This is a genomic window from Bradyrhizobium sp. NDS-1 (assembly GCF_032918005.1).
Classification (GTDB): domain Bacteria; phylum Pseudomonadota; class Alphaproteobacteria; order Rhizobiales; family Xanthobacteraceae; genus Bradyrhizobium; species Bradyrhizobium tunisiense.
This window is the reverse complement of the sequence record NZ_CP136628.1, coordinates 7131887-7154202: the sequence shown is the minus strand read 5'-3', so window position 1 is coordinate 7154202 and position 22316 is coordinate 7131887. Positions and strand designations below refer to the sequence as shown.

The following is a 22316-nucleotide window of genomic DNA, read 5'->3' as shown; positions in this document are numbered from 1 at the left end:
GCGGCACGATTCCCCCTCACCCCTGTCGCGCAAACACGAAATGCCCGACGTCGATCTTTCCGGCCCGAAAGCCCGCCTCGCAGTAACACAGATAATATTCCCACATTCGGCGGAAGGGCTCGTCGAATCCCAGAGAGGTCAGATCGATCCAGGCCCGGCTGAAATTGTCGCGCCAGAGCGAGATCGTCCTGGCGTAGTCCTGCCCGAACATCCGCTCGCGAACGATGGGCATTTCGAAACGTTCGCCGAGCGTCCGCAGGATGGCGGCCGACGGCAGCATGCCGCCCGGGAAAATGTATCTCTGGATGAAGTCGACCCGCTGCCGATAGCTGCCGAAGAGCTCGTCGTGAACCGTGATGGCCTGGATGCCGGCAAGTCCGCCGGGCTTCAGCCGCTGCTTCAGCTGATTGAAATAGGCAGGCCAAAATTGCTCGCCGACGGCTTCAATCATCTCAATGGAGGCGATGCGGTCGAAGCGGCCCTCCTGGTCGCGGTAATCCTGCAAGCGGATTTCGACCTTCTCGGCGAGCCCGGCCCTGTGGATCCGGCGACGGGCAAAATCATGTTGCTCCTTGCTGATGGTCAGCGCCAACACCTTGGCGCCGTAAGTCTTGGCGGTGAATTCTGCAAAGCCACCCCAACCGCAACCGATCTCGAGCACGCTCTGGCCCGGCTCCAATTCGATCGCTTTCGCCAGCTGCTCATATTTATGCTGTTGCGCGGCGGGAAGGTCGGCTGTCTCGGCCGAGAACAGCCCCGACGAGTAGGTCATGCTGGAATCGAGCCACGCCGCGAAGAACTCGTTTCCGAGATCGTAATGCCGGTGGATGTTGTGCCGCGATCCTTCCTTGGTGTTGCGGCGCAGGCGATGGAGCGCTCGCCGGCAGAGGCGAACCAGCATATTCCCGGCGAATGCGCTGTCGACCAGCTCCTCGTTGAGACAGAACACGTACAGAAGCTGAGCGAGATCGGGCGTGGTCCAGTCGCCTCGGATGTAGGCCTCGGCCATGCCGATGTCGCCACCGATGACGAGGCTGCGCGCGAACCTGTAGTTCTTCAGCTCGATCGTGGCCGACGGACCTTGAAGCTGGCCGCGCAACGTCACCATCCTCTGGTCGGGGAGACGCACATGAAGGGTGCCACAGCGAAGCTGTGATGCAAGGCGCAGAGCCAGGCGGGCGAAGAACGGGACGCCATCAAATTGAACGGCGGGATGGGTGGCTGCCAGGTCCATGGTTCAGATCTCGCGTTGTTTCAAACGAGGCACGTACGGAACGCCTTTCAGCCAGAGCCGCATCGCTTCCCAGTGAATGGCTGCGATGACCTTCAAGGTCAGGAAAGGCAATCCGAGTAGCGCCGCCAGCAGAGAGCGGCTCGTCAGAGTGCGGCGTCGCCCACAAAATGCTGCCGCAAACATCGCGCCCTGCGCGCCGCTCTGCAGGATCCGCACTCTCACATCCTGCCGTGGTGGAGAAACGCTGAAGCGGTAATGCGTTTCCATCTCCATGAAGGGTGAAACGTAGAAGGACTTCGATTGGCTCTGGCGGACGACGGAGCTTACGCAGTTCTCCTGCACGGGCAGGATGTAGGAATGCATCTCACCGAAGGTGTTGCGGACCTCGTAGATCAGCAGCGCGAGATTGCCGGACGCGCGATAGCAAAAGTAGATCGAGAGCGGATTGAACACGTAGCCGAAGACCCGGGGATAGCACAGGAGCAGAATGCAGCCCCCGGAAAGGTCGATGCCGCGTTCCGCCGCGAGCCGTCGGGCGTGTTGGCTGAGGCCCGTGCCTTTGCCGTCGCCGTGGTCGCGCTCGTGAAAGCTGAAGGGCGCCGCTCGATTGATGCCGAACAGCCGGGATAGGCGACCCGCTTCGCCCAGCCGGTCGAGGTCGATCAGCAGGTTCATCACGCGATAGGTGAACCTGTGCTGCACCGGCTGCCATCGCGCGTGCATCACTTTCCCCCAATAGAGCGCGGCGGGCGCCGTCGCATCCTCGGGTTCGGCTGGTGTGGTTCGGACCATCGCCTTACTCGGCAGCCTCGGCCAGGGCCGGATCCGGTTGACGCCAAGGAAGTTCGACGCCGAGTGCCTCGGCAACGGAAATGCCGGCCTGCAGGCCATCCTCGTGAAAGCCATAGCCGGTCCAGGCGCCGCAGAACCAGGTTCGGCGGCGTCCTTGAATCGCGGGGAGCCGTCGCTGCGCCGCGAATGCCGCCAAATCGTATTGCGGATGGGCGAAGGTGAATTTTCCGAACGTCAGACCGGCCGCCGGCTCGAAGGGAGGGTTGAGGCTGACGAACAATGGTCTGCGCTCGTCGATCGCCTGCAGCCGGTTCATCCAATAGGTCACTGCGACGTCGTTCAGGGCAGGCGTTTGCCGCGGCCAGCGCAGAAAGTTCCAGGAGGCCCACGCCTGACGCCGCCGGGGCATGAGGCTGGGATCGCGGTGCAGATAGATGGTGTTTGGAGCATATCTGATGGCGCCAAGGATGGAACGCTCCGTGGCGTCGGCGTCCGACAGGGTCGCCAAGGCCTGATCGCTGTGACAAGCCATCACCACCGCATCGTAATTTTCAACTCCGCCATGACTGTCGCGGACGGTCACGCCATGCCCCGTTCGGTCGATCGATGTCACCGCGCAACCTAGCCGAATGTTGTGCCTGAACGAAGCGGTCAGCTTGTCGACATAGCGCCGGCTGCCACCCTCCACGGTGCGCCAGCGCGGTCGATCGAGGTGCAGGAGGCGATGATTGTCGAAGAAGGCGACGAAGTTCTCCGCCGGGAACGACAGGATGTCGTCGGACGAGGACGACCAGATCGCCGCCCCCATCGGACCGAGATAGTCGGAGAACACGCGCGGCCCGAACGATTGCCGGCGCAGATATTCGCCGAGGGTCAGGCCAAGCAGCCGGCCGGCGCGCAGATCGGCCACGCTTTGCTTGTTGAACCGCGCGACCTCGGCCAGCATGCGGAAATAAGACGGGGATGCGAGGTTGCGGGGTTGCGCGAACAGGCCGCAGGCCGTCTGCAGGGCGCTCTCGCCGCCACCGCGCCATTCGAACCGGCCGTGGTCAGCGGACAGGGCGAAACTCATGCAAGTCTCGACGGTGTTCACGCCGAGATGCGTGAACAGCGACGTCAGTTGCGGGTAGTTGGTCTCGTTGAACACGATGAAGCCGACATCGACATCAATCGGCTGGCCGTCATAGTCGACGCGAACGGTGTGGCTATGCCCACCCGGCTGCAGCTCACGCTCGTAAACGGTGACTGCGTAACGTTTCGAAAGGAGCCACGCGGCCGCATTGCCGGCAATTCCCGTCCCGATCACGGCCAAACGCATGCTTTTTCGCCCCCACTGCGGTACCGTCAGCGACGGCCCTCGAAGCAACTTTCAGGAAACGTTCGGCAGAAGGGCGCGGATCACTCGCCAGATCCCGGCGCCCGGGGCGAAACCGCAGGCCGGACATGACGTATCGGACAGGATCAATTCGGGTGAGGGCATGATCCTTCCGTATATTCAGGCGATCGGCTGCATGGCGCTGGCCTTCTGTCTCTTGATGGGACTGGCCTGGGTCGTCCAGCAGCGCACGGGAAACTCCGGCTGGGTCGACGCGATCTGGTCGTATTCGAGCGGTCTCGTCGGTGCAGCCGCTGCCTTGTGGCCGCTTGACGGCGCGCTGCCGGCTCGCCAAGTGCTCGTTGCAGGGCTTGTGCTGCTCTGGTCGGTGAGGCTCGGCACGCACATTGCGCGTCGCTCTGCGGCCGGGGCCGACGATCCCAGATATGCAAACTACGCGCGCGAATGGGGGGCGGATGCCCCGCGCCGGATGTTCTTCTTCCTGCAATCACAGGCGCTGGTCTCGCTGCCGCTCCCCTTCGCCGTGTTCCTCGCGGCGCACGCACCGGCGCCGGGGCTGCGGCTGCAGGACTACATCGGCGTCGTCATCGTCCTGATTGCCGTCGCCGGCGAGGCCCTGGCGGACCGGCAGCTGCGGCGCTTCAAACGCGCCCCCTCAAGCAAGGGACAGGTCTGCGATGTCGGTCTGTGGCGCTGGTCGCGGCATCCGAACTATTTCTTCGAATGGCTGGGGTGGCTGGCTTACCCGGTCATCGCGCTATCATCAGGATATGCCTGGGGTTGGGCCAGCCTGGCGGCCCCGGTGATCATGTACTGGATCCTGGTTCACGTGACGGGCATCCCGCCGCTCGAGGAGCAGATGCTGCGATCGCGCGGCGACCGCTATCGTGCGTATCAGGCGCGCACCGGCGCCTTCTTCCCATGGCCGCCGCGTCGGATCTGAGCGCGCGCCTCGCCATTCGAGACGACAGTTGCGCAGTCTCCTCATCGCTTCCGTATGTGATCGGCCCGGAGGCGCGCGCGATGCCGGCCTACTGACTGGGCGGTGAGCCGAATAAGCGCCCCAAGTGATCCGCTGCGGCTTGTGTAGCGTTAAACTGACGGCGGCCGATCGGCCGGATCGAGAGCGACGAGACGCACGGACATGAGTTTATTCTGGACCTACCTGGCTGTGGCCGTGACCTTCGTTGCCGTCGATATGGTCTGGCTGACGATCATGGTCGAAAGACTGTATCGACCCGTGCTGGGTGATATGTTGCGGGCTCAGCCCAACCTGCCGGCCGCGGCCGCGTTCTACGTGTTGTATCCCCTCGGATTGATCTGGTTTGCCGTGCTGCCGGCGCAGCAGGACGGAGGCGCGCTGCGCGCTTTCACATCCGGCCTGCTGCTTGGCTGCTTCACCTATGCAACCTACGATCTGACCAACCAGGCGACGCTGCGGAACTGGTCAACCGGACTGACCCTCGCCGACGTGTGCTGGGGATCCTGTCTCGCCGGCGTCAGTGCCTGGATCGGGTTTCTCGTCGCTCAAAAGCTGTCGCATTGAGTCGTGCCAATCATGTCACGTGCGCTTGTGGCCTCCGAGCTGCTCCACCGCCTCCCTGGTTTCCGCGATCTTGTCGGACAAGGATATGAAGACCTTCTGAGCCTTCAGCTTCGACTCCTCGTCGAGTACGAGGCTTGCGAGATCGACCAATCGGTCGCCCATGCGCTCCATGATTGCGAGTAGCCGATCGACACCGGCCGCAGGCTCGTGAGCAACGACACTTTCGACTTCTCTCACGATCGCTTCGAGCCTTGCCGTCGAGGAGACGAGCCGCTTCTCGCGCCCACGCTCGGGAAATTCAATAATCTCTGCGTCCATGCATGCGTTCTCGTCGGCTTCACGCCGCAGCCGATGCGCTGAGGCAATCCTTGCGCATCGACAAGATGGTTCGGTGCAGCCAGGTCTTGATCGTGCCCACCGGCACACCGAAGCGTTGAGACAGGCTCGCGCGGCTCTCGCCTTCGAGATAGGCCAGTGCGATCAGCCTGCGGCGATCTTCCGGCAAGCGGGCCAATGCGCCCAGCGCAATGGGTTCGGCGCTGGCGTAATCGAAGTGCTCGGTTGGTGACAGCCCGGCCGTTGCGGGGACCGCGAGCGCCTTGTCCAGTTCGACACTGGGCTGCCGCCTGGTCCGCAGATGGTCAATCGCGGTGTGGCGGACGATTGCGGCCATCCAGGTCATGGCCGATGCCCGACCGGGATCGAACCGAGCCGCATTGCGCCAGATCTTCAGGAAACTTTCCTGAAGGATGTCGTCCGCATCGTGCGGCGCCGTCCCGACGGCCAGCGCAATCCTGCGCAGCCTGCCGCGGGTCATCGTATGAAGCTCTGCGAAGGCGCGTGTCTCGCCTGCTGAGACACGTACCAGCAGTCCGGGCAACATCTCGCTCTGCGCCCGATTGGCCAGGCTCGAACAGGTCATGTCCGGTCTCTCCCTTGCGTTTCCTTACGAAACGCTCCGAGCGCGGGCCCGGATCACCTGACGGGAAAGGGACGCAGCAGTTCAGAGCCGCACGAAGGGGCCGATCAACCGTCCGAGGAAGCCGTTCATGCGCAAGTCGCCGGTCATCGCGACCAGGCAGAGGCAAGGACCTTCGTCACCGACGATGGGACGGTGATCGACCTCGTCGTCGCCATAGTCGAAATCACCAGGACCAAAGCGTCCGCCCTCATGGCTGAAGCTGCCCTCGAGCACGAGCGTCAGCTCGGTGCCGGTGTGGGTGTGCTCGAGCATCCGCGAGCCCGGCGCCGACCGAAGCAGGAAGGCGCGCGCCGTGCCTGAACCGGAGAGCTCGATCGGCCGCAGGCTGAGACCGGGCGCGACCCGTCGACGCTTGCCGATGCGATATTTGCGCAGGGCCGGCGGAACATCGTCATCCGTGGCCGACTCCAGCGGAGGCGCGGCTATCTCATTCGGAGCCTCGTGAATTCGTGACATCACGCGATCGAACGCATCCGATGCAATCGGCACTGGCTCGATATCCTCGAGCGCCGCCCCCGCGAGCTGCTCGATGGCCTGCACGAAACGGGCGCAGCGCGCGCAGCCTGCGACATGCACACCGACGACCAGCTGATGGGCTTCTTCCAGCTTGCCGGCCGCGAAATCGGCCAGAAGATCTTCCGGCGGATGATGGCTGATCGTCATGCTTCTTCGTCCAAAATGTCTCGCAACCGGTTCATCGCCAGCCTGATCCGGGACTTGACCGTCCCGAGCGGAATCCCGAGCGCGCTCGCTATTTCGGGATGCGGCCTTTCCTCGATGAAGGACAGCCTCACCACCATGGATTGCTCCACCGAGAGCTGCTGGATGGCCGACTTGATCCGCGCCGCATCCTGCCCGCGCGATATCAGGATATCGGCCGGCTCGGCTTGATCCGGCCCGTCCGGCAGTTCGGAACCGGCTTGCAAACGGTCTGTCCGCGCCTTGCGGCGGAACAAATCGATCCGCAGATTGCGCGCGATCGTGAAGATCCAGGCCGGCGCTCCCGCGGTCGCAGGATCGAACTGGTGCGCCTTCCGCCACACGGCGATCAAGGTGCTTTGAGCGATCTCTTCTGCCTCGTCGGAGCTGCAACCGGCTTTCAGCATCAGCCCCTTGATGCGGGGCGCGAAATGCTCGAACAGCCGCTTGAAAGCCTCGCGGTCGCCGTCAGCAGCAACCCGTCCGATCAAATCAGCCCAATCCACCTTTGCCTTCGGCCCTCTGCTCGCACCAATCGACAGCCGCGCCGGCACCCTCCGGGGTAAACCGGCCTCAGCCCGGATCGGCACCTTCAAAGCCCGGATAGCAGCGATCATGACGCCTCGACAAGCGGTCTCTCGAGTTGACAACGACCGGCGTCGGCCGCCGGATCACCGCGAAAGGCGCATTGTTGCAGGTTCCGGACCGCCCGCGGGCAGAGCGGTCCGGCCCTGGCACTCCGCTTGCTGTGTCATGACCAAATCCAGGCCTCAGCAGGGAGGCCGTTTCAGGTTGAGGCAAGCGATGCAGAATGTGTCCCGTTCTGGTGCTACCGGTGAACTCAAGCTCGACGCGTTGATCGCCGATTTGTGGTGGCGCGTTCGCCTCTTGAATACCGATATTCTCGAAGCGGAGGCTAAAGCCGGGGTGTTCGACGCGCAGCAGCCGACTTATCCGCTGCTTGCGCTCAACCTTCGCGCGCGGCGCGACAATCTGGTCTCCACGATCGGCATGCTCGAGGAGCGTGCGAAATCAGTGTCCGAAGCGGCTTGAGAGCGGACTGCGGCTGCGACCGGTTGAGCTTCAAGCCGGGCGACAAGCGTTGGAGACGCCGGCTCGCGGGGCGCTGCGGAAACATGCGAAATCGCTGCGCATGGCGCTCATGTCATTCGCGATTGTGAGGCCTGCGCCCGCGCCAGGCCCTTGCCCTCATGCTATGGCTGCCATCGCAACGATGCGAGGCCGCCATGCTCCCCATTCCCGCCGACATCTTCACCGAGCCCGAGGACGTTTCGCCCGACGGCCTTGCCAATCTCGGCCCGCTCCGCCGCCTCGCAGGCCAGTGGCAGGCGGACAAGGGCATCGACATCAATCCCAAGGCGGACGGGCCGGAGCGGCGAACCTTCATCGAGCGCATCCGCATGGACCCGATCGATCCGCAGGCCAACGGGCCGCAGCTATTGTACGGGCTGCGCTATCACATCCACATCAACACGCCCGAGGAGGACATCACCTTCCACGACCAGGTCGGCTATTGGTTGTGGGAGCCCGCGACCGGGCTGGTCATGCAGACGCTGGCCATTCCGCGCGGGCAGGTGCTGCTGGCCTCGGGCAAGTCCGGGCCTGATGACAGGACAATCTCCGTCACCGCCAAGCGCGGCGATACCGCCTACGGGATCTGCTCGACCGATTTTCTGGAACAGGCCTTCCGCCCCGATGCCTACCGCTGCGACATCACCTTCAACGACGACGGCAGCTGGACCTATCTGATCCAGACCGAGTTGTTCGTGCGCGGCGCGCCGTTCAATCATCGCGACACAAACACGCTGCAGCTGGTCGCGCCGCCGAAGCTCAACCCGCTCGCGGCGATCGTCAATGATCGCGCCAGGGAGAATGCGGGCGGCGATGGATCCGCGGCCTGAGCGCAGCCCGGAGGATTGCATGAAACCGTATGTCGTCTGTCTGATGCACTCCAGCCTCGACGGCCGCACCCACCCCAGCCGTTGGCGCCCGAAGGGGGCGGGAACGGACTGGTTCGAGAAGATCCATGACGAGCTCGACGGCGATGCCTGGGTGATCGGCCGCGTCACCGGATCCGAGTTCGCCAAGGGCAAGCCGTACCCGACCGAGACGCGCGAGACATTTCCTCGCGAAAACTGGTTCGCGCGACGCGATGCGAAAACCTACGGAGTCGTGCTCGATGCGCAAGGCAAGATCGGTTGGGGCCGCTCGGATATCGGGGGTGATCCGATCGTGGTGGTGCTGACCGAAAGCGTGCCGGATTCGCATCTCGCAGGGCTGCGCGGCGAGGGCGTCTCCTACATCTTTGCCGGCAAGTCCGAGATCGATCTGGCGCTGACACTGGACATCCTCAGCCGCGAGCTCGGTGTGAAGCGCCTGCTGGTGGAAGGCGGCGGCGTCGCCAATGGCGCGTTCCTGCGGGCCGGTCTCATCGACGAGTTCAACCTGATCCTCAGCCCCGCGATCGACGGCGCAAGCGGCGCGCCCTTCGTGTTCTCTTCGACGGAGGCGGACAGCGACAAGCGCGCGCCGATCGCCGCGATGACGCTGGAGAGCTCGCGCGATCTCGGCGGCGGCGTCCTGCTGCTGCGTTATCTGATCAGGAACGATCCGCAAGCCGCGGGCCGGTAGCTGCGGCCATGCCCGAGACAACGGAGCATATCGTCATCGTCGGCGCGGGCGCAGCCGGCCTGATGGCGGCGCGCGAGCTGGCGCGGGCCGGCCGGAAGGTGACGGTCCTGGAGGCGCGAAGGCGCTGCGGCGGCCGCATCCATCCGCTGCCTGCTGAAGAGTTCGGCTATCCCGCCGCGGGCGGCGCCGAATTCGTCCATGGCGAGGCGCCCGTCACGCGCACACTGCTGCGCGAGGCCGGGCTGTCGCTTCGGGCGCTCGAGGGCGAGCAGTGGAGCTTTGACGGCACGACGCTCTCGCGCGAAGGGCGCGACGATCTGCACAAGGCGGAGCTTCAGGCCGTGCTACGCGACTTGAAGGACGATATCTCCGTCGCCGAATTCCTGCGCCGGCATTTTGCCGGAGATGATTATGCGCCGATGCGCCAGTCGATCGCGCGAATGGTCGAGGGCTATGACGCGGCCGACCCCGAGCGCGCCTCGACGCTGGCGCTGCGTGAGGAATGGATGGATGGCGGGCACGCGCCGCAGGCGCGCATCGACGGGGGCTATGGCGCGCTGATCGACTTTCTGGCGGCGGATTGCCGGAGCCTGGGCGTCACCATCCATCTCGGCTGTGTGGTGTCGGCGATCGAGGAGGACGGCCGCATGCTGACCGTTCACTGCACCGGCGGCGATGTCCATGGTTGCGACCGCGTGATCCTCACCGTGCCGCTGCCGCTGTTGCGCGAGATGGTTCTGCCGGCGAGCGCGCGCGCGAAGTTGGCAGCTAGCGGCGACATCGGCTTCGGCAATGTCGTCAAGATCCTGCTGGGCTTCGCGCGGCCATGGTGGTGCGAGCGCGAGCGGGGTCTCGCTGGCATGACCTTCCTGCTATCGGACGAGACGATCCCGGTGTGGTGGACGCAATATCCGAGTCGGCATGCCGTGCTCACCGGCTGGTTCGGCGGTCCGCGCACGGCGGAACTGGAAAACCTCGATCCGCAGGGACTGATCGAGGCCGGGCTCGGTTCACTCGCCGCCATCTTCAAACTGTCGCGCGAGACCATCGCGCGCGAGCTCGTGGCGGCGACGGCGACCAACTGGGCGCACGATCCCTTCGCCCGCGGCGCCTATTCCTGGGCGACGCCGGCAACGCGCGCGGCGCAAGCGATCCTTGCGCGTGCCGATGGCGCGGTGCGGTTCTCGGGCGAGGCGCTCTATCGCGGAGCCGACATGGGCACGGTCGAGGCGGCGCTGGCGAGCGGTCTGGAAACGGCGGGGATGATCTTGCGGGGATGACCGACCGGCAAGAAAAAGGCCCGCATCCCGCGGGCCTTAATCTCTCTCACGGTCTCATCTCTCACCAGCGTCCGCCGCCGAAGCTGAACGTCACGCCAGGGCCGCCGCCGCCATAATATCCGTACGGTCCACCGCCGTAATAGCCGTGGTGGCGGGGGTAATAGCCGTAGCTGCGATAATGCGGACGGTAGTAGCCGTGATGATGCCGCCAATGATGATGGTGACCATGCCAGCGATGGTGCCTGCGATGCGCGCTGATGTCGGTGGTCTGGCTTTCCTGCGCGCTCTGTTTCGCGCTTGAACCGCCGGCCGCGTTTGCCGCCGTTCCGCCGGCAAGCGCCGCAGTTCCGACGGCCATCGCGACAATGAGATACTTCATGTCATCACTCCAGTTGAATGTCGTGTGACAACAGATGGGCGGCGACTGCGTTCCAGCAAGTTGCGGGCGTCGAAAGGACGCAGCGCGGGCGTTCCATGCGCGACATGAACGATGTCGTAAGCTTTATCGTGCAGCACCGGCGTCGATCGCATTGTTGCCATCACTTGGCCGCGGATAAGGCGATTACGTTACCGGCTTCGTGACTCTCGTGCCCCGGACTGAGCGCAGCGTCTCCCTTGCGATGCGACGAGCGACGCTCTCATCGTCACGGATGCGGATCGGGAAAGCCGTGCCGTTCGGAGAGCGCGGCGAGGATCGCGTCCTTGTCGGCAATGAAGACGTGACCCTGATGAATGCCGGTCCGGTGCGGCGAGGTCGTTCCGTCAGCCAGCACCAGCAGCGGCAGCGATTGGTTCTCCTCGCCGAGAAGCGCGACCACCGGCTGCCTGGGACGCGGCCATGCGATGCGCTCGACATCCAGCTTTTCGGCGAGCTGCGGAAAAGAGGCCAGCACGCCCTCAATCACCGCGCAATGCCAGCAATAGAACACGCGCCCCGGAAAGGCCGGATCCTCGAAACCGGGGCGCAGCAGAAATAGGCGGTCGCGCGTCATGGATCGCTCCGAAGCTTCGGCGCCTTGCTGAGGATCAAGGCGGACGAGATATGCGAGGAAAGGTGAACGTTTCGGCCCTCCCGGCGAGAGCGCTCACATGCTCTTGAACGCCGCGTCCGCCGCGCTTGATCCATCGCAAGCTCGGCCGCGGCCTGCGCATGCAATGTCGCCCGCGACAATTCGTACAGCAATCGAGGCAAGTCATGAAGGCGTATTTCGTCGGCGGCGGCATTGGATCGCTCGCGGGCGCGGCGTTCCTGATCCGGGACGCGCAGCAGGCTGGGCGTGACATCGTGATCTACGAGGCGCAGCCGCTGGTCGGTGGCAGTCTCGACGGCGCCCAGCTCGCGAACGGCGCCTATTCGCTGCGCGGCGGGCGCATGCTGACCACCGACCATTATGAATGCACCTGGGATCTGCTCTCCAGCATCCCCTCGCTCGAGCATCCGGGCCTCAGCGTGCGCGACGAGACCGTCGCGTTCAATCTGGAGAACCCGGCGCACTCGCAGGCGCGGCTGGTCGACCGCAACCGCTTCAAGGTCGACGTCTCGCATATGGGTTTTTCCGCACGCGACCGGCTGGAGCTGCTGCGGCTCACCGAAGCGTCGGAGGAGACGCTCGGCAACAGCCGCATCACCGACTGGCTCTCGCCGAAGTTCTTCGAGTCCAATTTCTGGTACATGTGGCAGACCACCTTCGCGTTCCAGCCCTGGCACAGCGCGGTCGAGCTGAAGCGTTATCTGCATCGCTTCATGAGCGAGTTTCCGCGCATCGAGACGCTCGCCGGCGTCAAGCGCACCGTCTACAATCAGTATGATGCGATCGTGCGGCCGCTCGCCGATTGGCTGAAGCGGCAGGGCGTGCAATTCGTGCGCGGCACTGCAGTCACCGACATGGCGATCGAGAGCGAGGACGGACGCTTGCGGGTGCGCCAGCTCGTGCTCGACCGCGACGGCCGCACCGCCAACGTTCGGATCGAGGACGGCGACCTCGTGTTCTTCCAGAACGGATCGATGACGGACGCCTCGAGCCTGGGCACGATGACCGAGCCGCCGCCGCGCCTGACCAAGAAGGACAGTCAGGGTTGGGCGCTCTGGGAGACGATCGCGAAAGGCCGTCCCGAGTTCGGCAATCCCGCCGCCTTCAACAGCTCGATCCCCGAATCCTATTGGCTGTCCTTCACCGTCACCTGCCGGGATCCACGCTTCTTCGCCCGGATGGAGGCGTTCTCCGGCAACAGGGCCGGCACCGGCGGGCTCGTGACGTTCAAGGATTCCAACTGGCTGATGTCGGTCGTGCTCTATCACCAGCCGCATTTCGCAGGGCAGCCAAAGAACGTGCAGGTGTTCTGGGGCTATGCGCTGCATCCCGATCGCGTCGGCAATTTCGTCGGCAAGCCGATGTCCGACGGCGGCGGCGCGGATATTTTGAAGGAGCTGTGCGGGCACCTGAACTTCGATCCCGATGTGTTCGAGGACGCAATCTGCGTTCCCTGCCGCATGCCCTACATCACCAGCATGTTCATGCCGCGTAACCTGACTGATCGGCCGCTGCCGGTGCCGAAGAATTCGGTCAACCTCGCGTTCGTCAGCCAGTTCGTCGAAATCCCCGACGACGTCGTGTTCACCGTCGAATATTCGGTGCGGGCAGCACAGATGGCGGTCTATCAGCTCATGAAGGTCGATCGCCCGGTGCCGCCGGTGACGCGGCACGACAGGTCGCTCGCGGTGATCTTCGCGACGCTGGAGAAGGCGTTCGCGTGATGCCGGTTCGGCGGCGCTGGTGCCTGCGATCGCGGCTATGGCGGCGCCGCCAGCGGCAGGGCGACGTGAAAGACGGCGCCGCCTGAGGGCGCGTTCTCGGCCCAGATCCGCCCGCCATGCGCTTCGACGATGGTATGGGCGATCGACAGGCCGATGCCCATGCCTTGCGCCTTGGTCGTGAAGAACGGCTTGAATATCTCCGTCACCTTCTCTGGAAGGATTCCGTCACCGGCATCGGCGACGGAGACGAGAGCCAGATTGCCCTCGGCGAGACTGGTTCGGCCGACCACGCGGCGCCGCTTGTTCGGTAGATGGGCCACGGCGTCGATGCCGTTCATGGCCAGATTCAGAATGGCCTGCTGGAGCTGAACCTTGTCGCCCTTGACGCGGATATCCGTGGACGAGGGTTCCGTTGCGAGCTCGACATCGTGCGTCAAGGCCTGCACAGATAGGAAGCGAAACACCTCGCCGACCATCGCATTGAGGTCGAGCTCGTGCCGTGCGGTCGGGTCTCGTTTCAGAAACGCACGCAGCCGGCTGATGATTTCGGCGGCCCGCTGATCGTCTCGGCGAATGTGGGCCAATATGTCATCGATCTCGCCGAGGTCGGGAGCCGGATTCCGCAATATAAGCTGGGCGGACTCGGCATTGATCATGATGGCGGCGAGCGGCTGGTTCAGCTCGTGGGCGAGCGAGGCAGTCATCTCGCCCACGGTGGCGCGGCGATTCAAGTGGGCGAGCTCCGACATGCGCTGCCGCGCTTCGACCTCGGCCATGAAGCGCAGGTGGCGCTCGCGCAGCAGAATCGCGATCATCATCGCCTGCAGCAGAACGATGCTCGCAACGATGGTGACGTGCCAGCGATACTGTCCCCAGAAGGTCGGTTCACGGAAACGTACCTCGCTGCCGGGGGGCAGATTGGCCTCGTTCACGTTCCAGCGCTTCAGCTGGCGCCAGTCGAAGATCGGCTTTACGTTGTCCCCGCCGAAGGGGACGATGTTCGACGGCGCTTCGCCGTCGAGTATCCGCATAGCGACTTCGCCGGCTTCCCGTCCGATGATCTCCGGCATCAGCAGGAAGCCGCCTACGCCCGATCGCCCGAGGAATGTGTCGGACGTGATGACAATCGGACGGTTCGCAGTCTCGGCGACGAGCGCGAGCGCCGACGCCGGGGAATAATAGGTGCCTTCGCCGTCGGAATACATCGCGGAGGTCAGGATCGCGGAACGGTCGGGCAGCGAAGCGACTTGCTTGCGGACGTCGCGCAGCACGGCATCGGAGAGATCTGTGACTTCGAGGCCTGGCATCATGGCCGCGAAGTCCTGCCTCCAATGTCCATACACCAGCGGATTCCTCCAGGCATCGCCCACGAGGACGACACGGGTCAGGTCGGGGACGATGGCGCGCGCAGCTTTCAGCAAATGTGCCGGCGTCACGCGGGCGAAGACCGCGGTGGTATCGGGCAGAAACAGCGCGCGCGTTTCGGGCAGATCAGGCACAAAGCCGTAGACGACTGGCGCGGCCGGCCAAATCTCCTGCTTGCGCTTTTGAAGGAATTTCGCCGATGTGACGCCAATTGAAACGATGACGTCGATCGGCCGCTGTGCATATTTGGCCCTGAGGTGGCCGACCAGGCTCTCTTCATAGCCGGGCCCCGGGAAGCGGCTGAGATCGAGGCTCTCGCCGTAGATCACCGTGTGAGCCGTCCCGCTCTGCTTCGCAGCGGCGCGGATGCCGGTAAAGATCTCGGAATAAAACGGCGAGCGAAAATCGGCTTCTTCAAGAACCAGGATCGAACGCTGCCGCTTGCTCTCGGCCGCGATGCAGTCGCGCGACAAGCTTGCGAGCAGGCAGACGATCAGGATGCGCACCAGCCCGGTGATCATACGCGCGCTACTGGACCGTCGGCCCGTCCCCACTGCGATCGCGTCTCCGCGATGAGGACGCTCGCGTGAGCATAACCGCCTCGCCTGGAGTTTCAACGGAGCGATGCGTGACGGTTGCGCTACCACGCCAAGCCGGGCGGAAGTGTCGCTACTTGAACGGATCCTGGATCGACGGCGCGGACTGCCGGATGCGGCGCACGCTCACCGGCGTACCGTCGGAGACAAACAGCAGTTCATATCGACGGCCTTCGTTGTCGGTCGCCGAGCAGGTGACGTCGGTCACCTTCCTGGCGGCGAAATTGCCGGTCTGGCGGCAGACGCCGGTGGAGGTCTGCTCGGCCGGTACCGGCAGACCGTCGACCTTGGGCCGGTCCTTCGAGTTGAGCAGCATGCGGTCGATCGGCAGCTCGTAGGAATTGTCGTCGGCGCGCTTGCCGTTCTCGCCGGAGAACGACACCACGTGGCTGTCGTCCGAGGGATCGTCGACCGCGACCGCGAAATTGACCCGGCCCTTGTCGCCATGGGCGTAGGCCACCGTCTTGCAGGCGAAGGTGCGGCCGGCCACCTTGAACGTCTTGCAGTGACCGGACATCAGCGCCAGCAGGTCGATATAGGCGTTCTGCTGTGCCGACGGATTGTTGACCGGAATCGGCCTGGAAGTTTCGGCAAAACAAGGACTTGCCGAAGCGGCAAGGGTGATGGCCAAAGCAAGAATGGCGGCCAGCGGCGGTCGGCAGAGGCGCATCGGAGGGCTCACATGCCAGGGAACCAGGGACAGGTTCCGCACCATAACCATCGAACCGCAAATTGGTTGCGATCCCGTTTGTCTCGCCGACCCCGCATGGAATACCACTGCGCCACCCCAAAGGCGATTAACCCAAATCGCCAACCCGTCCCGCCGCCACATGCCGTGAGGCCGGTGTTTTTTTCGTGGCGGAGCTAACCCATGGCCGCCTGCCAGCGCCTGTCGCGTAAGGAGGGCCGGCGGTGCAGGCGGGCGTCCAGCAGGGCGCGGGCGCGGGGCAGTTCACCGCCGCGCATGAGGGCGACGATATAGGTATCTTCGATCAACTCGCGCTGGGCATGGCTGCCGCCGATGCGCACGACCTCGCCGAGCACCGGGGCGAGCGTTTGCACGCATGCGGCGTAGTCCTCATCCGCGAAGGCGGCCAGCGCGCGGAAGACAGCCGGCACGACGGGGCCGGCCGGCAGCTTGCCCTCGGCGAGCCGCTGCTCGATGACCGCAAGGCGCGCGGTGAGCGCCTCGCGGTTCTGCGTCGCCGCCGCGAACAGCGCCATGTGGACATCGGCGAAAGACAGGCTCGACTTCGGAAACAGTTTTTGCGCTGCGTTGTCGGCTTCCAGCCACAGCGTCTCCGGTACGGTGTGGCCATACGCCGACAGGCGCCAGAGCAGCGAGGCGGCATCGGTGATGACGTTGAGCGGCGGCGCCTGCGTGACTGATGGCCGGAGCACGTCGGCATAGATCGACAGCGCGCGAACCGCATCGCCATGCTCGAGCGCGCCGAGCGCCTGGTGCCAGCGGATATGGCCGTGCAGGATTCCGGCGCGGTCGTAACCGGGTATCCACTCGTCAACCAGGCGATCGGCCGCATCGATCGAGCCGTCCTCGAACATCGCATGCAGCACCGCATGCGCGGCATGGGCGTTCGCCCGGTGCAAATTGAAGCCGCGCTCGGTGACGCCGCGGCCGCGCGCGACATCGCCATTCTCGGTCATCGCCCAGCCATGCATGGTGAGGAACCACCAGTCCTCGCCGTAATACTGCGCCACGCGCTCGCACAGCTCGTGCCGCGCACGGTCGTGATCGGCCATGCCGGAGAAGGCGAACAGGCCGAACGCGCCGAGCGGCAGCGACAGCACCAATGCATCGCGCGGCCATTCGTCGATGTGCTTCAGCGTCGATGCGATCGCTTCCGGCAAGCGGCCCTCGATCGCGAGTGCCAGCGTCGCGACATGCGAGCGCTCGCGCGCGGTGCCGCGCTTCGCCACCAGCTCGCGCGCGAGCGCCGCCTTGATCCGCGCCAGGTCGCCCTGCTGGTAGAAGGCGTGCACGCGGGCGCGGGCGATATGGGCCAGCGCGAAATCCGGGTCGGCCGCAATCGCACGCTCCAGCGCCTCTGCCGTTCCGGTCCAGCCCGAGAGCATGAGATCGACGCCTTCTCGATAGGCTGATGCCGCTGCGTCGGATGCGGTGGAGAGCGGCAGGCCGTAGCGGTCTTCAAGCGCCATGGACGTCTCCGGGGTTCAAGCCGTCCGCGCGTGGCGGCCTTCGATCGGGTAGGCGGGATCGTTATAGCCGGGCGTCGAGGGATGGCCTGGGACGACCAGCCTGTCGACCAGCGCCTCGTCATCTCCAGTGAAGCGATAATCGAGCGCACTGACGTAGCCGTCCCACTGCTCCTCGGTGCGTGGGCCCGCGACGATCGAGGAGACGAAGGCGGAATTCAGCACCCATGCAACCGCGAACTGGCCGGCGGTGATGCCCTTCCTCTCCGCGTGCGCCTTGATCTCCTGCGCGAGCTGGAGTGATTCCGGCCGCCATTCGGTCTGCATCATGCGGGTGTCGTTGCGGCCCGCGCGCGTCTCCTTGTCCGGGGCGGCATCGGGCTTGTACTTGCCGGTAAGGACACCGCGCGCCAGAGGACTGTAGGGCACGATGCCGAGGCCGTAATAGGAACAGGCCGGAAAATGCTCGACCTCGGGCATGCGGTTCATCGCGTTGTAATAGGGCTGGCTCACCGCGGGACGGTCGATGCCGAGGCGGTCGCAGATGTTGCAGATCTCGGCGACGCGCCAGGCGCGGTAGTTCGACACGCCGAAATAGCGCACCTTGCCCGCACGGATCAAATCGCCCATTGCGCGCACCGTCTCCTCCAGCGGCGTCGCATGGTCTTCCTTGTGCAGATAGTAGATGTCGATGTGTTCGGTGCCGAGCCGCTGCAAGCTCTCGTCGGCGGCCTGCAACACCCAGCGCCGCGACAGCCCGACGCGATTGGGATCGTTGCCCATGGGATTGGCGAGCTTGGTGGCGAGCACCCAGGCGTGGCGATTGCCGGCAATGGCACGTCCGACGACCTCCTCGGAGGCGCCCTTCGAATAGGCGTCCGCGGTGTCGATGAAGTTGATGCCGGCCCCGTGCGCCTTGTCGATGATCCTCTTGGAGGCCGCCTCATTGGTCGGCCCGCCAAACATCATGGTGCCCAGACAAATCGGCGATACTTTCAGGCCGCTGCGGCCAAGCTGGCGGTATTGCATGGGCGGGTCCTCGATATTGGTGAGAGGCAGCATAGCCAGCAACGCCCGTCATTGCGAGCGCAGCGAAGCAATCCAGAACTGCGTGCGCGGGGAGATGCTGGATTGCTTCGTCGCTCGCAATGACGAGGTGAGGAAGGCCCGCCTTCATTCTCTCGTCGTCCCGGACAAGCGAAGCGCAGATCCGGGACCCATCACCCCAGGGAGTTGTTTGGCGAAGACTCGGAGTGATCAGCTTCGGGCAACAACTACGTCCTGGGGTTATGGATCCCCGCGTTCGCGGGGATGACGCGGAGTGTATGGCTGGCGACGGTGGCAGCCTCGCCGAGCAGATCTACCCCGGCCCCTTCAAGATCTTGAACACGCCATTCGCCATCACGATGCAACGATCATCCACCATCACCTCCGTGCTCATGAAGATCAGGCTGCGCGTCGAACGCACCACGCGCGGGCGGGAGAACAGGATGTCGCCGATCTGGCCGGCCTCGACGAAATGGGTGTCGAGCTGCACCGTCGCCAAAAATTCCTTGCCCGACGCGTAGCGGGCGGCCATGCCGCAGGTGCGGTCGGCGAAGGTCATCATCACACCGCCCTGGACCATGCCGCGCCGGTTGTGGTGCTTGTCTTCGGTCGCGAGCGCGAATTCGTAATGGCCGTCGACCTTGCGTTCCCACAAGGGGCCGATCAGGTGCAGGAAACCCGTGGTCTCCAGAATGCTCCAGCCGTCTGATTTGAGCCTTGCGGCGGCCTTGCTGGTCATCTCGTCCATTCCTGTGCTTGCGTTTTCGTTTCATCGGGGCCGCACGTGGTGTAGTCAAGCATCATGAGACCGTTCGACGATGCCACACGGCGGAATATCGCGGCTGCCTGCGCCGCCTTCACGCGTCTGCCGGAGGAAGAAGCACCAATGGCGTTGAAGCGTGCTGCGGTGGCGGTTGCGCTGACCGCGAGCGAGCGCGACGAGACCGCATTCCTGCTCACGCTGCGCGCGTCGCATCTGCGCGCCCATCGCGGCCAATGGGCCTTGCCGGGCGGACGCTGCGACGGCGGCGAGACGCCGGTCGAGGCGGCGCTGCGCGAGCTCGACGAGGAGCTTGGTCTTCGCCTCACCAGCGCGGACGTGCTCGGCACGCTCGACGATTATCCGACACGCTCCGGCTATCTGATCACGCCGGTCGTGGTCTGGGTCGCCAATAGCACGGCAATCAGGCCGAACCCGGACGAGGTCGCTTCCGTCCATCGCATCGCGCTCGCCACGATCGAGCGCGAGGACGCCTTCGACTTCGTCGCCATCGCCGAGAGCGCGCGCCGCGTGATCCGCTTTCACCACCAGATGAGCCTGATCCACGCGCCGACCGCGGCGCTGATCTACCAGTTCCGCGAGGTGCTGGCGGGCCGGCACACCCGCGTGACCGAGCTGGAACAGCCGGTTTTCGCGTGGAAATGACATGGTAAACGGCGCGTTAACGTGACGGTTACCGGATGCCTGCTAAGAGGGCATCATGCATCATCCGATTCGACATAGCCTCGCGCTGGTTCCGCTCGCGCTCGCCCTGTTCACGCTGCCCGCGCAGAGCGGCGAGGCCGACGCGTTGCCACCCGCCATCCGCGATGCCAACGCCCAGTTGCTGTCGCAGTTCTTTGCGCAAGGCGGGGCCTCGCCGGCCGTGCTCGAATATCGCCGCAAGCTCGCCGAATATCAGGCGGCCCGTGCCGCTTTCGACGCCGAGGCCGGCGCCTATTGGAGTCAGATCTCGGAGAAGCGGAAAGGCCGCAACGCCAAGCGGCGCAGCGGACAGCAGATCACGCTCGATGACTACGTGCTGGTGCATCCACCGCTCTACAACGGGCCCAAGAAGCCGGTGAACCCGGATCCCGAGGAAACGCCCGACCGGCCGCCCCGCAAGCCGATCCCCGTCGTCACCGATTTCCTGCGCGCGGCGCAGGAGCTCTACCAGTTCACGCCGCAGCGTCCCTCCAGCGAGGTCGAGTTCAAACGCGCCTATGCGCGCTACGCGCTCGCCAACGGCCTAACGCGCGAGCAGGCGGTGCGGGTCTACGCCTTCGAGACCGGCGGCACCGGCACGCACGACGTGCAGGCGGGCATCGAGCATGGCGGCAAGCGCGCGATCTCGACCGCGATGGGGTACAACCAGCTCCTGACCACCAACAGCGTCGAGCTGCTGGCCGAGCAGGGCCATGAGATCATCCGTGCGCTTTCGGATAAGGTCGCGCGCAGCACGGGCCCGGCGCGGCAGGCGCTCGAGCACAAGCTCGTGGTGCTCAAGAAGATGGTGGCGCATGCCAAGTCAGTGCCCGACACCTGGTCGGAGCACGAAAAGATGGGCGTCACCCCGCAGGGCTGGGCCATGCATGCGATGGTGCTCGACATCGATATCGGTCCGATGCTGCAGACGCATAAGCTCCTGACCTCGGTGCTGTTCGCGCGCGCCAAGGGCTACACCCGTCCGCTCTCCGCGGCCGAGCTCGAGATGATGAACCTCACCGGCGACGGCACCGGCCTCGACATGGTGACGATGCCGCAGGCGATGCGCGAGCAGGTGCCGACCTCGAACTTCTTCCAGCGCGGCGGCTACGAGCGCAACCCGGTCGCGATCCGCCACAACACGGTGGCCAAGCTGCTCGCGGTGACGGATGAGCGCATGGATGTGAACAGCGGCAAGCCCGGCGCAAGGGAATTGGCGGCGGCGTTTTAGCCGCTGGCGAGCTGCCGTAGGGTGGGCAAAGCGACTTGTCCGCCGTAGCTCGAAGAGCGAAGGCGGAAGCATGCCCACGCACCTTTTGCGATAGAGAGAGATGGTGGGCACGGCGCAAGGGCGCCTTTGCCCACCCTACGAGACTGTCTCAGGCGCCCCTACTGATCCGGGCCGAACTTGAACTTGCCGTCGCCTTCCAGGTACGGGCCGCTGCGCATGTAGAGCTGGCCGTTGTGACCAATGAAGAACAGCGTGCCCTTCGGCACCTTCTTGGCACCCTTCAGCAGTTCGCCGGCGTTGCTGGTGCCCATCTTGTAGGAAAAGGTCTTGCCTTCCTTGTCATAGGCATAGCCTGTGTCGGACTTGAGCTCCCACGGCGTTGCCGGGGCTTGCGCCGATGCGGGCGCGGCGAAGGCGCCGAGCGCGACTACGATTGCAAATGTCTTGATTGAAAATACCGTCATTCCCATCCTCCCACGTCGGGACATTCCGGGTTTGAACAAATCACGAACGGCGTGCCCGGGTCAATTTGCGATAGCGCCGCAGCGCATCACGTCTTGTCCAGTAGTTTGTGATTTTCCCTTCGTCCCCTCGCGACTATGTTCCGCTTTCCGTCTAGAACGCAACTCGACAAAATTAGGGGTAGGGATGATTCGGATGCGCCATGTGATCAAACTTTGCTGGGCTGCTGCATTGTCACTGACGGCGCTGGCGCCGGCCGCCCGGGCCGATGATTACCAGCTCAGCCACAACCAGCGCATCTCATGCAGCCGCGGTCTTGCGCCGGGCAAGCTGAACACGGCGACCTGCAGATCCTACACCTATCTCTTCAACACCAAGACCTCGGAATATTTCCGCTGCCAGGTCTCGCTGGCGCTGACCCGCGACAACAAGGAAGTCATCAACGTCCAGACCGACGGCGGCTGCATCAAGAAGCCGCGCATCTTCGAGACCGACGGCAAATACGATTTCGACGCCACCGAGACCGAGCCGCCGAACACCAACTCGTTCTTCGGCCCCGGCGGCTATTCGATCTGGGCCGCCGACGTCGGCGCGCAGAAGATCCGCGGCTGCATCACCATCTCCTCGGGCCTCGGCTCCGATATCTCCAAGTGCCTGGATATGACGTTCCAGTGAGCGCGCGGTTGATCGTCTCGTAGA

General features: G+C 64.5%; 25 protein-coding genes. 10 read left to right on the top strand and 15 right to left on the bottom strand.

The annotated features are described in order from the left end of the window. Positions 1–16: 16 nt before the first annotated feature. From RX330_RS33375 to RX330_RS33365, 3 genes are read right to left on the bottom strand one after another with little or no spacing between them, the layout of a single operon-like run. The gene (locus RX330_RS33375) at positions 17–1234 is read right to left on the bottom strand and encodes a cyclopropane-fatty-acyl-phospholipid synthase family protein (RefSeq protein WP_317241301.1); all 1218 of its coding nucleotides are present in this window, start codon (positions 1232–1234) and stop codon (positions 17–19) included. Between the two features lie 3 nt (positions 1235–1237). Continuing rightward, the gene (locus tag RX330_RS33370) at positions 1238–2026 is read right to left on the bottom strand and encodes a DUF1365 domain-containing protein (RefSeq protein ID WP_317241300.1); all 789 of its coding nucleotides are present in this window, start codon (positions 2024–2026) and stop codon (positions 1238–1240) included. A 4-nt stretch (positions 2027–2030) separates the two neighbouring features. Next, positions 2031–3344 (bottom strand): NAD(P)/FAD-dependent oxidoreductase, encoded by a 1314-nt coding sequence (locus RX330_RS33365; RefSeq protein WP_317241299.1) that lies wholly within the window; start codon positions 3342–3344, stop codon positions 2031–2033. A 193-nt stretch (positions 3345–3537) separates the two neighbouring features. Here RX330_RS33365 and RX330_RS33360 point away from each other — a divergent pair, with 193 nt between their 5' ends. Beyond that, positions 3538–4305, top strand: a complete 768-nt coding sequence (locus tag RX330_RS33360) for a DUF1295 domain-containing protein (protein WP_317241298.1) — start codon at positions 3538–3540, stop codon at positions 4303–4305. A gap of 201 nt (positions 4306–4506) precedes the next feature. Then, positions 4507–4908, top strand: coding sequence for a DUF2177 family protein (locus RX330_RS33355; RefSeq protein WP_317241297.1), 402 nt, complete (start codon positions 4507–4509; stop codon positions 4906–4908). A gap of 15 nt (positions 4909–4923) precedes the next feature. On the opposite strand, the gene RX330_RS33350 is transcribed toward RX330_RS33355, so the two are convergent. The 4 genes from RX330_RS33350 to RX330_RS33335 all read right to left on the bottom strand — a co-directional run bounded on the left by RX330_RS33350 (position 4924) and on the right by RX330_RS33335 (position 7095). Beyond that, complete coding sequence (locus RX330_RS33350; RefSeq protein WP_317241296.1) at positions 4924–5226, bottom strand: hypothetical protein; 303 nt, start codon at positions 5224–5226, stop codon at positions 4924–4926. A gap of 19 nt (positions 5227–5245) precedes the next feature. After that, the gene (locus RX330_RS33345) at positions 5246–5725 is read right to left on the bottom strand and encodes an RNA polymerase sigma factor (protein WP_317241295.1); all 480 of its coding nucleotides are present in this window, start codon (positions 5723–5725) and stop codon (positions 5246–5248) included. A 186-nt stretch (positions 5726–5911) separates the two neighbouring features. Next, positions 5912–6553 (bottom strand): ChrR family anti-sigma-E factor, encoded by a 642-nt coding sequence (locus RX330_RS33340; protein ID WP_317241294.1) that lies wholly within the window; start codon positions 6551–6553, stop codon positions 5912–5914. Continuing rightward, positions 6550–7095 (bottom strand): sigma-70 family RNA polymerase sigma factor, encoded by a 546-nt coding sequence (locus RX330_RS33335; protein WP_317244021.1) that lies wholly within the window; start codon positions 7093–7095, stop codon positions 6550–6552. Before RX330_RS33335 ends, RX330_RS33340 begins: the two co-directional genes overlap by 4 nt. Positions 7096–7393: 298 nt before the next feature. Between RX330_RS33335 and RX330_RS33330 the strand changes: the two genes are divergently transcribed. The 4 genes from RX330_RS33330 to RX330_RS33315 all read left to right on the top strand — a co-directional run bounded on the left by RX330_RS33330 (position 7394) and on the right by RX330_RS33315 (position 10521). Continuing rightward, a complete protein-coding gene (locus RX330_RS33330; RefSeq protein ID WP_212087468.1) occupies positions 7394–7642 on the top strand; it encodes a hypothetical protein in 249 nt (82 codons plus the stop codon). A gap of 194 nt (positions 7643–7836) precedes the next feature. Continuing rightward, the gene (locus RX330_RS33325; RefSeq protein ID WP_317241293.1) at positions 7837–8511 is read left to right on the top strand and encodes an FABP family protein; all 675 of its coding nucleotides are present in this window, start codon (positions 7837–7839) and stop codon (positions 8509–8511) included. Between the two features lie 19 nt (positions 8512–8530). Then, positions 8531–9241: a RibD family protein gene (locus RX330_RS33320; RefSeq protein ID WP_317241292.1), complete on the top strand. Its 711-nt coding sequence runs from the start codon at positions 8531–8533 to the stop codon at positions 9239–9241. Positions 9242–9249: 8 nt separating this feature from the next. Continuing rightward, positions 9250–10521, top strand: a complete 1272-nt coding sequence (locus RX330_RS33315) for a flavin monoamine oxidase family protein (RefSeq protein ID WP_317241291.1) — start codon at positions 9250–9252, stop codon at positions 10519–10521. Between the two features lie 61 nt (positions 10522–10582). Here RX330_RS33315 and RX330_RS33310 read toward each other — a convergent pair whose 3' ends face one another. Both RX330_RS33310 and RX330_RS33305 read right to left on the bottom strand, forming a co-directional pair. Next, the gene (locus RX330_RS33310) at positions 10583–10900 is read right to left on the bottom strand and encodes a hypothetical protein (RefSeq protein WP_212087477.1); all 318 of its coding nucleotides are present in this window, start codon (positions 10898–10900) and stop codon (positions 10583–10585) included. A gap of 265 nt (positions 10901–11165) precedes the next feature. Beyond that, positions 11166–11513 carry a DUF3088 domain-containing protein gene (locus RX330_RS33305; protein ID WP_317241290.1) on the bottom strand — a complete coding sequence of 116 codons (348 nt, stop codon included), beginning with the start codon at positions 11511–11513 and terminating at the stop codon, positions 11166–11168. 203 nt (positions 11514–11716) lie between these two features. On the opposite strand from RX330_RS33305, the gene RX330_RS33300 reads away from it, so the two are divergent. Further along, positions 11717–13276: an oleate hydratase gene (locus RX330_RS33300; protein ID WP_317241289.1), complete on the top strand. Its 1560-nt coding sequence runs from the start codon at positions 11717–11719 to the stop codon at positions 13274–13276. 35 nt (positions 13277–13311) lie between these two features. Here RX330_RS33300 and RX330_RS33295 read toward each other — a convergent pair whose 3' ends face one another. The 5 genes from RX330_RS33295 to RX330_RS33275 all read right to left on the bottom strand — a co-directional run bounded on the left by RX330_RS33295 (position 13312) and on the right by RX330_RS33275 (position 19198). Beyond that, positions 13312–15162, bottom strand: a complete 1851-nt coding sequence (locus tag RX330_RS33295; RefSeq protein ID WP_317241288.1) for an ATP-binding protein — start codon at positions 15160–15162, stop codon at positions 13312–13314. A gap of 148 nt (positions 15163–15310) precedes the next feature. Further along, positions 15311–15907 (bottom strand): hypothetical protein, encoded by a 597-nt coding sequence (locus RX330_RS33290; RefSeq protein WP_317241287.1) that lies wholly within the window; start codon positions 15905–15907, stop codon positions 15311–15313. 194 nt (positions 15908–16101) lie between these two features. Continuing rightward, positions 16102–17415 (bottom strand): tetratricopeptide repeat protein, encoded by a 1314-nt coding sequence (locus RX330_RS33285; RefSeq protein WP_317241285.1) that lies wholly within the window; start codon positions 17413–17415, stop codon positions 16102–16104. Between the two features lie 15 nt (positions 17416–17430). Beyond that, positions 17431–18441 (bottom strand): aldo/keto reductase, encoded by a 1011-nt coding sequence (locus RX330_RS33280; protein ID WP_317241284.1) that lies wholly within the window; start codon positions 18439–18441, stop codon positions 17431–17433. Positions 18442–18772: 331 nt separating this feature from the next. Beyond that, a complete protein-coding gene (locus tag RX330_RS33275) occupies positions 18773–19198 on the bottom strand; it encodes a PaaI family thioesterase (protein ID WP_212087497.1) in 426 nt (141 codons plus the stop codon). A 60-nt stretch (positions 19199–19258) separates the two neighbouring features. On the opposite strand from RX330_RS33275, the gene RX330_RS33270 reads away from it, so the two are divergent. Continuing rightward, entirely contained in the window at positions 19259–19885 is a 627-nt protein-coding gene (locus tag RX330_RS33270) for an NUDIX hydrolase (protein ID WP_375848265.1), read from the top strand. A 55-nt stretch (positions 19886–19940) separates the two neighbouring features. Continuing rightward, a complete protein-coding gene (locus RX330_RS33265) occupies positions 19941–21155 on the top strand; it encodes a hypothetical protein (protein WP_317241282.1) in 1215 nt (404 codons plus the stop codon). 158 nt (positions 21156–21313) lie between these two features. Here RX330_RS33265 and RX330_RS33260 read toward each other — a convergent pair whose 3' ends face one another. Further along, the gene (locus RX330_RS33260) at positions 21314–21619 is read right to left on the bottom strand and encodes a hypothetical protein (RefSeq protein ID WP_212087504.1); all 306 of its coding nucleotides are present in this window, start codon (positions 21617–21619) and stop codon (positions 21314–21316) included. A 193-nt stretch (positions 21620–21812) separates the two neighbouring features. On the opposite strand from RX330_RS33260, the gene RX330_RS33255 reads away from it, so the two are divergent. After that, on the top strand, positions 21813–22292 hold the full coding sequence (locus RX330_RS33255; RefSeq protein WP_212087507.1) for a hypothetical protein: 480 nt from the start codon (positions 21813–21815) through the stop codon (positions 22290–22292). Positions 22293–22316 lie beyond the last annotated feature (24 nt).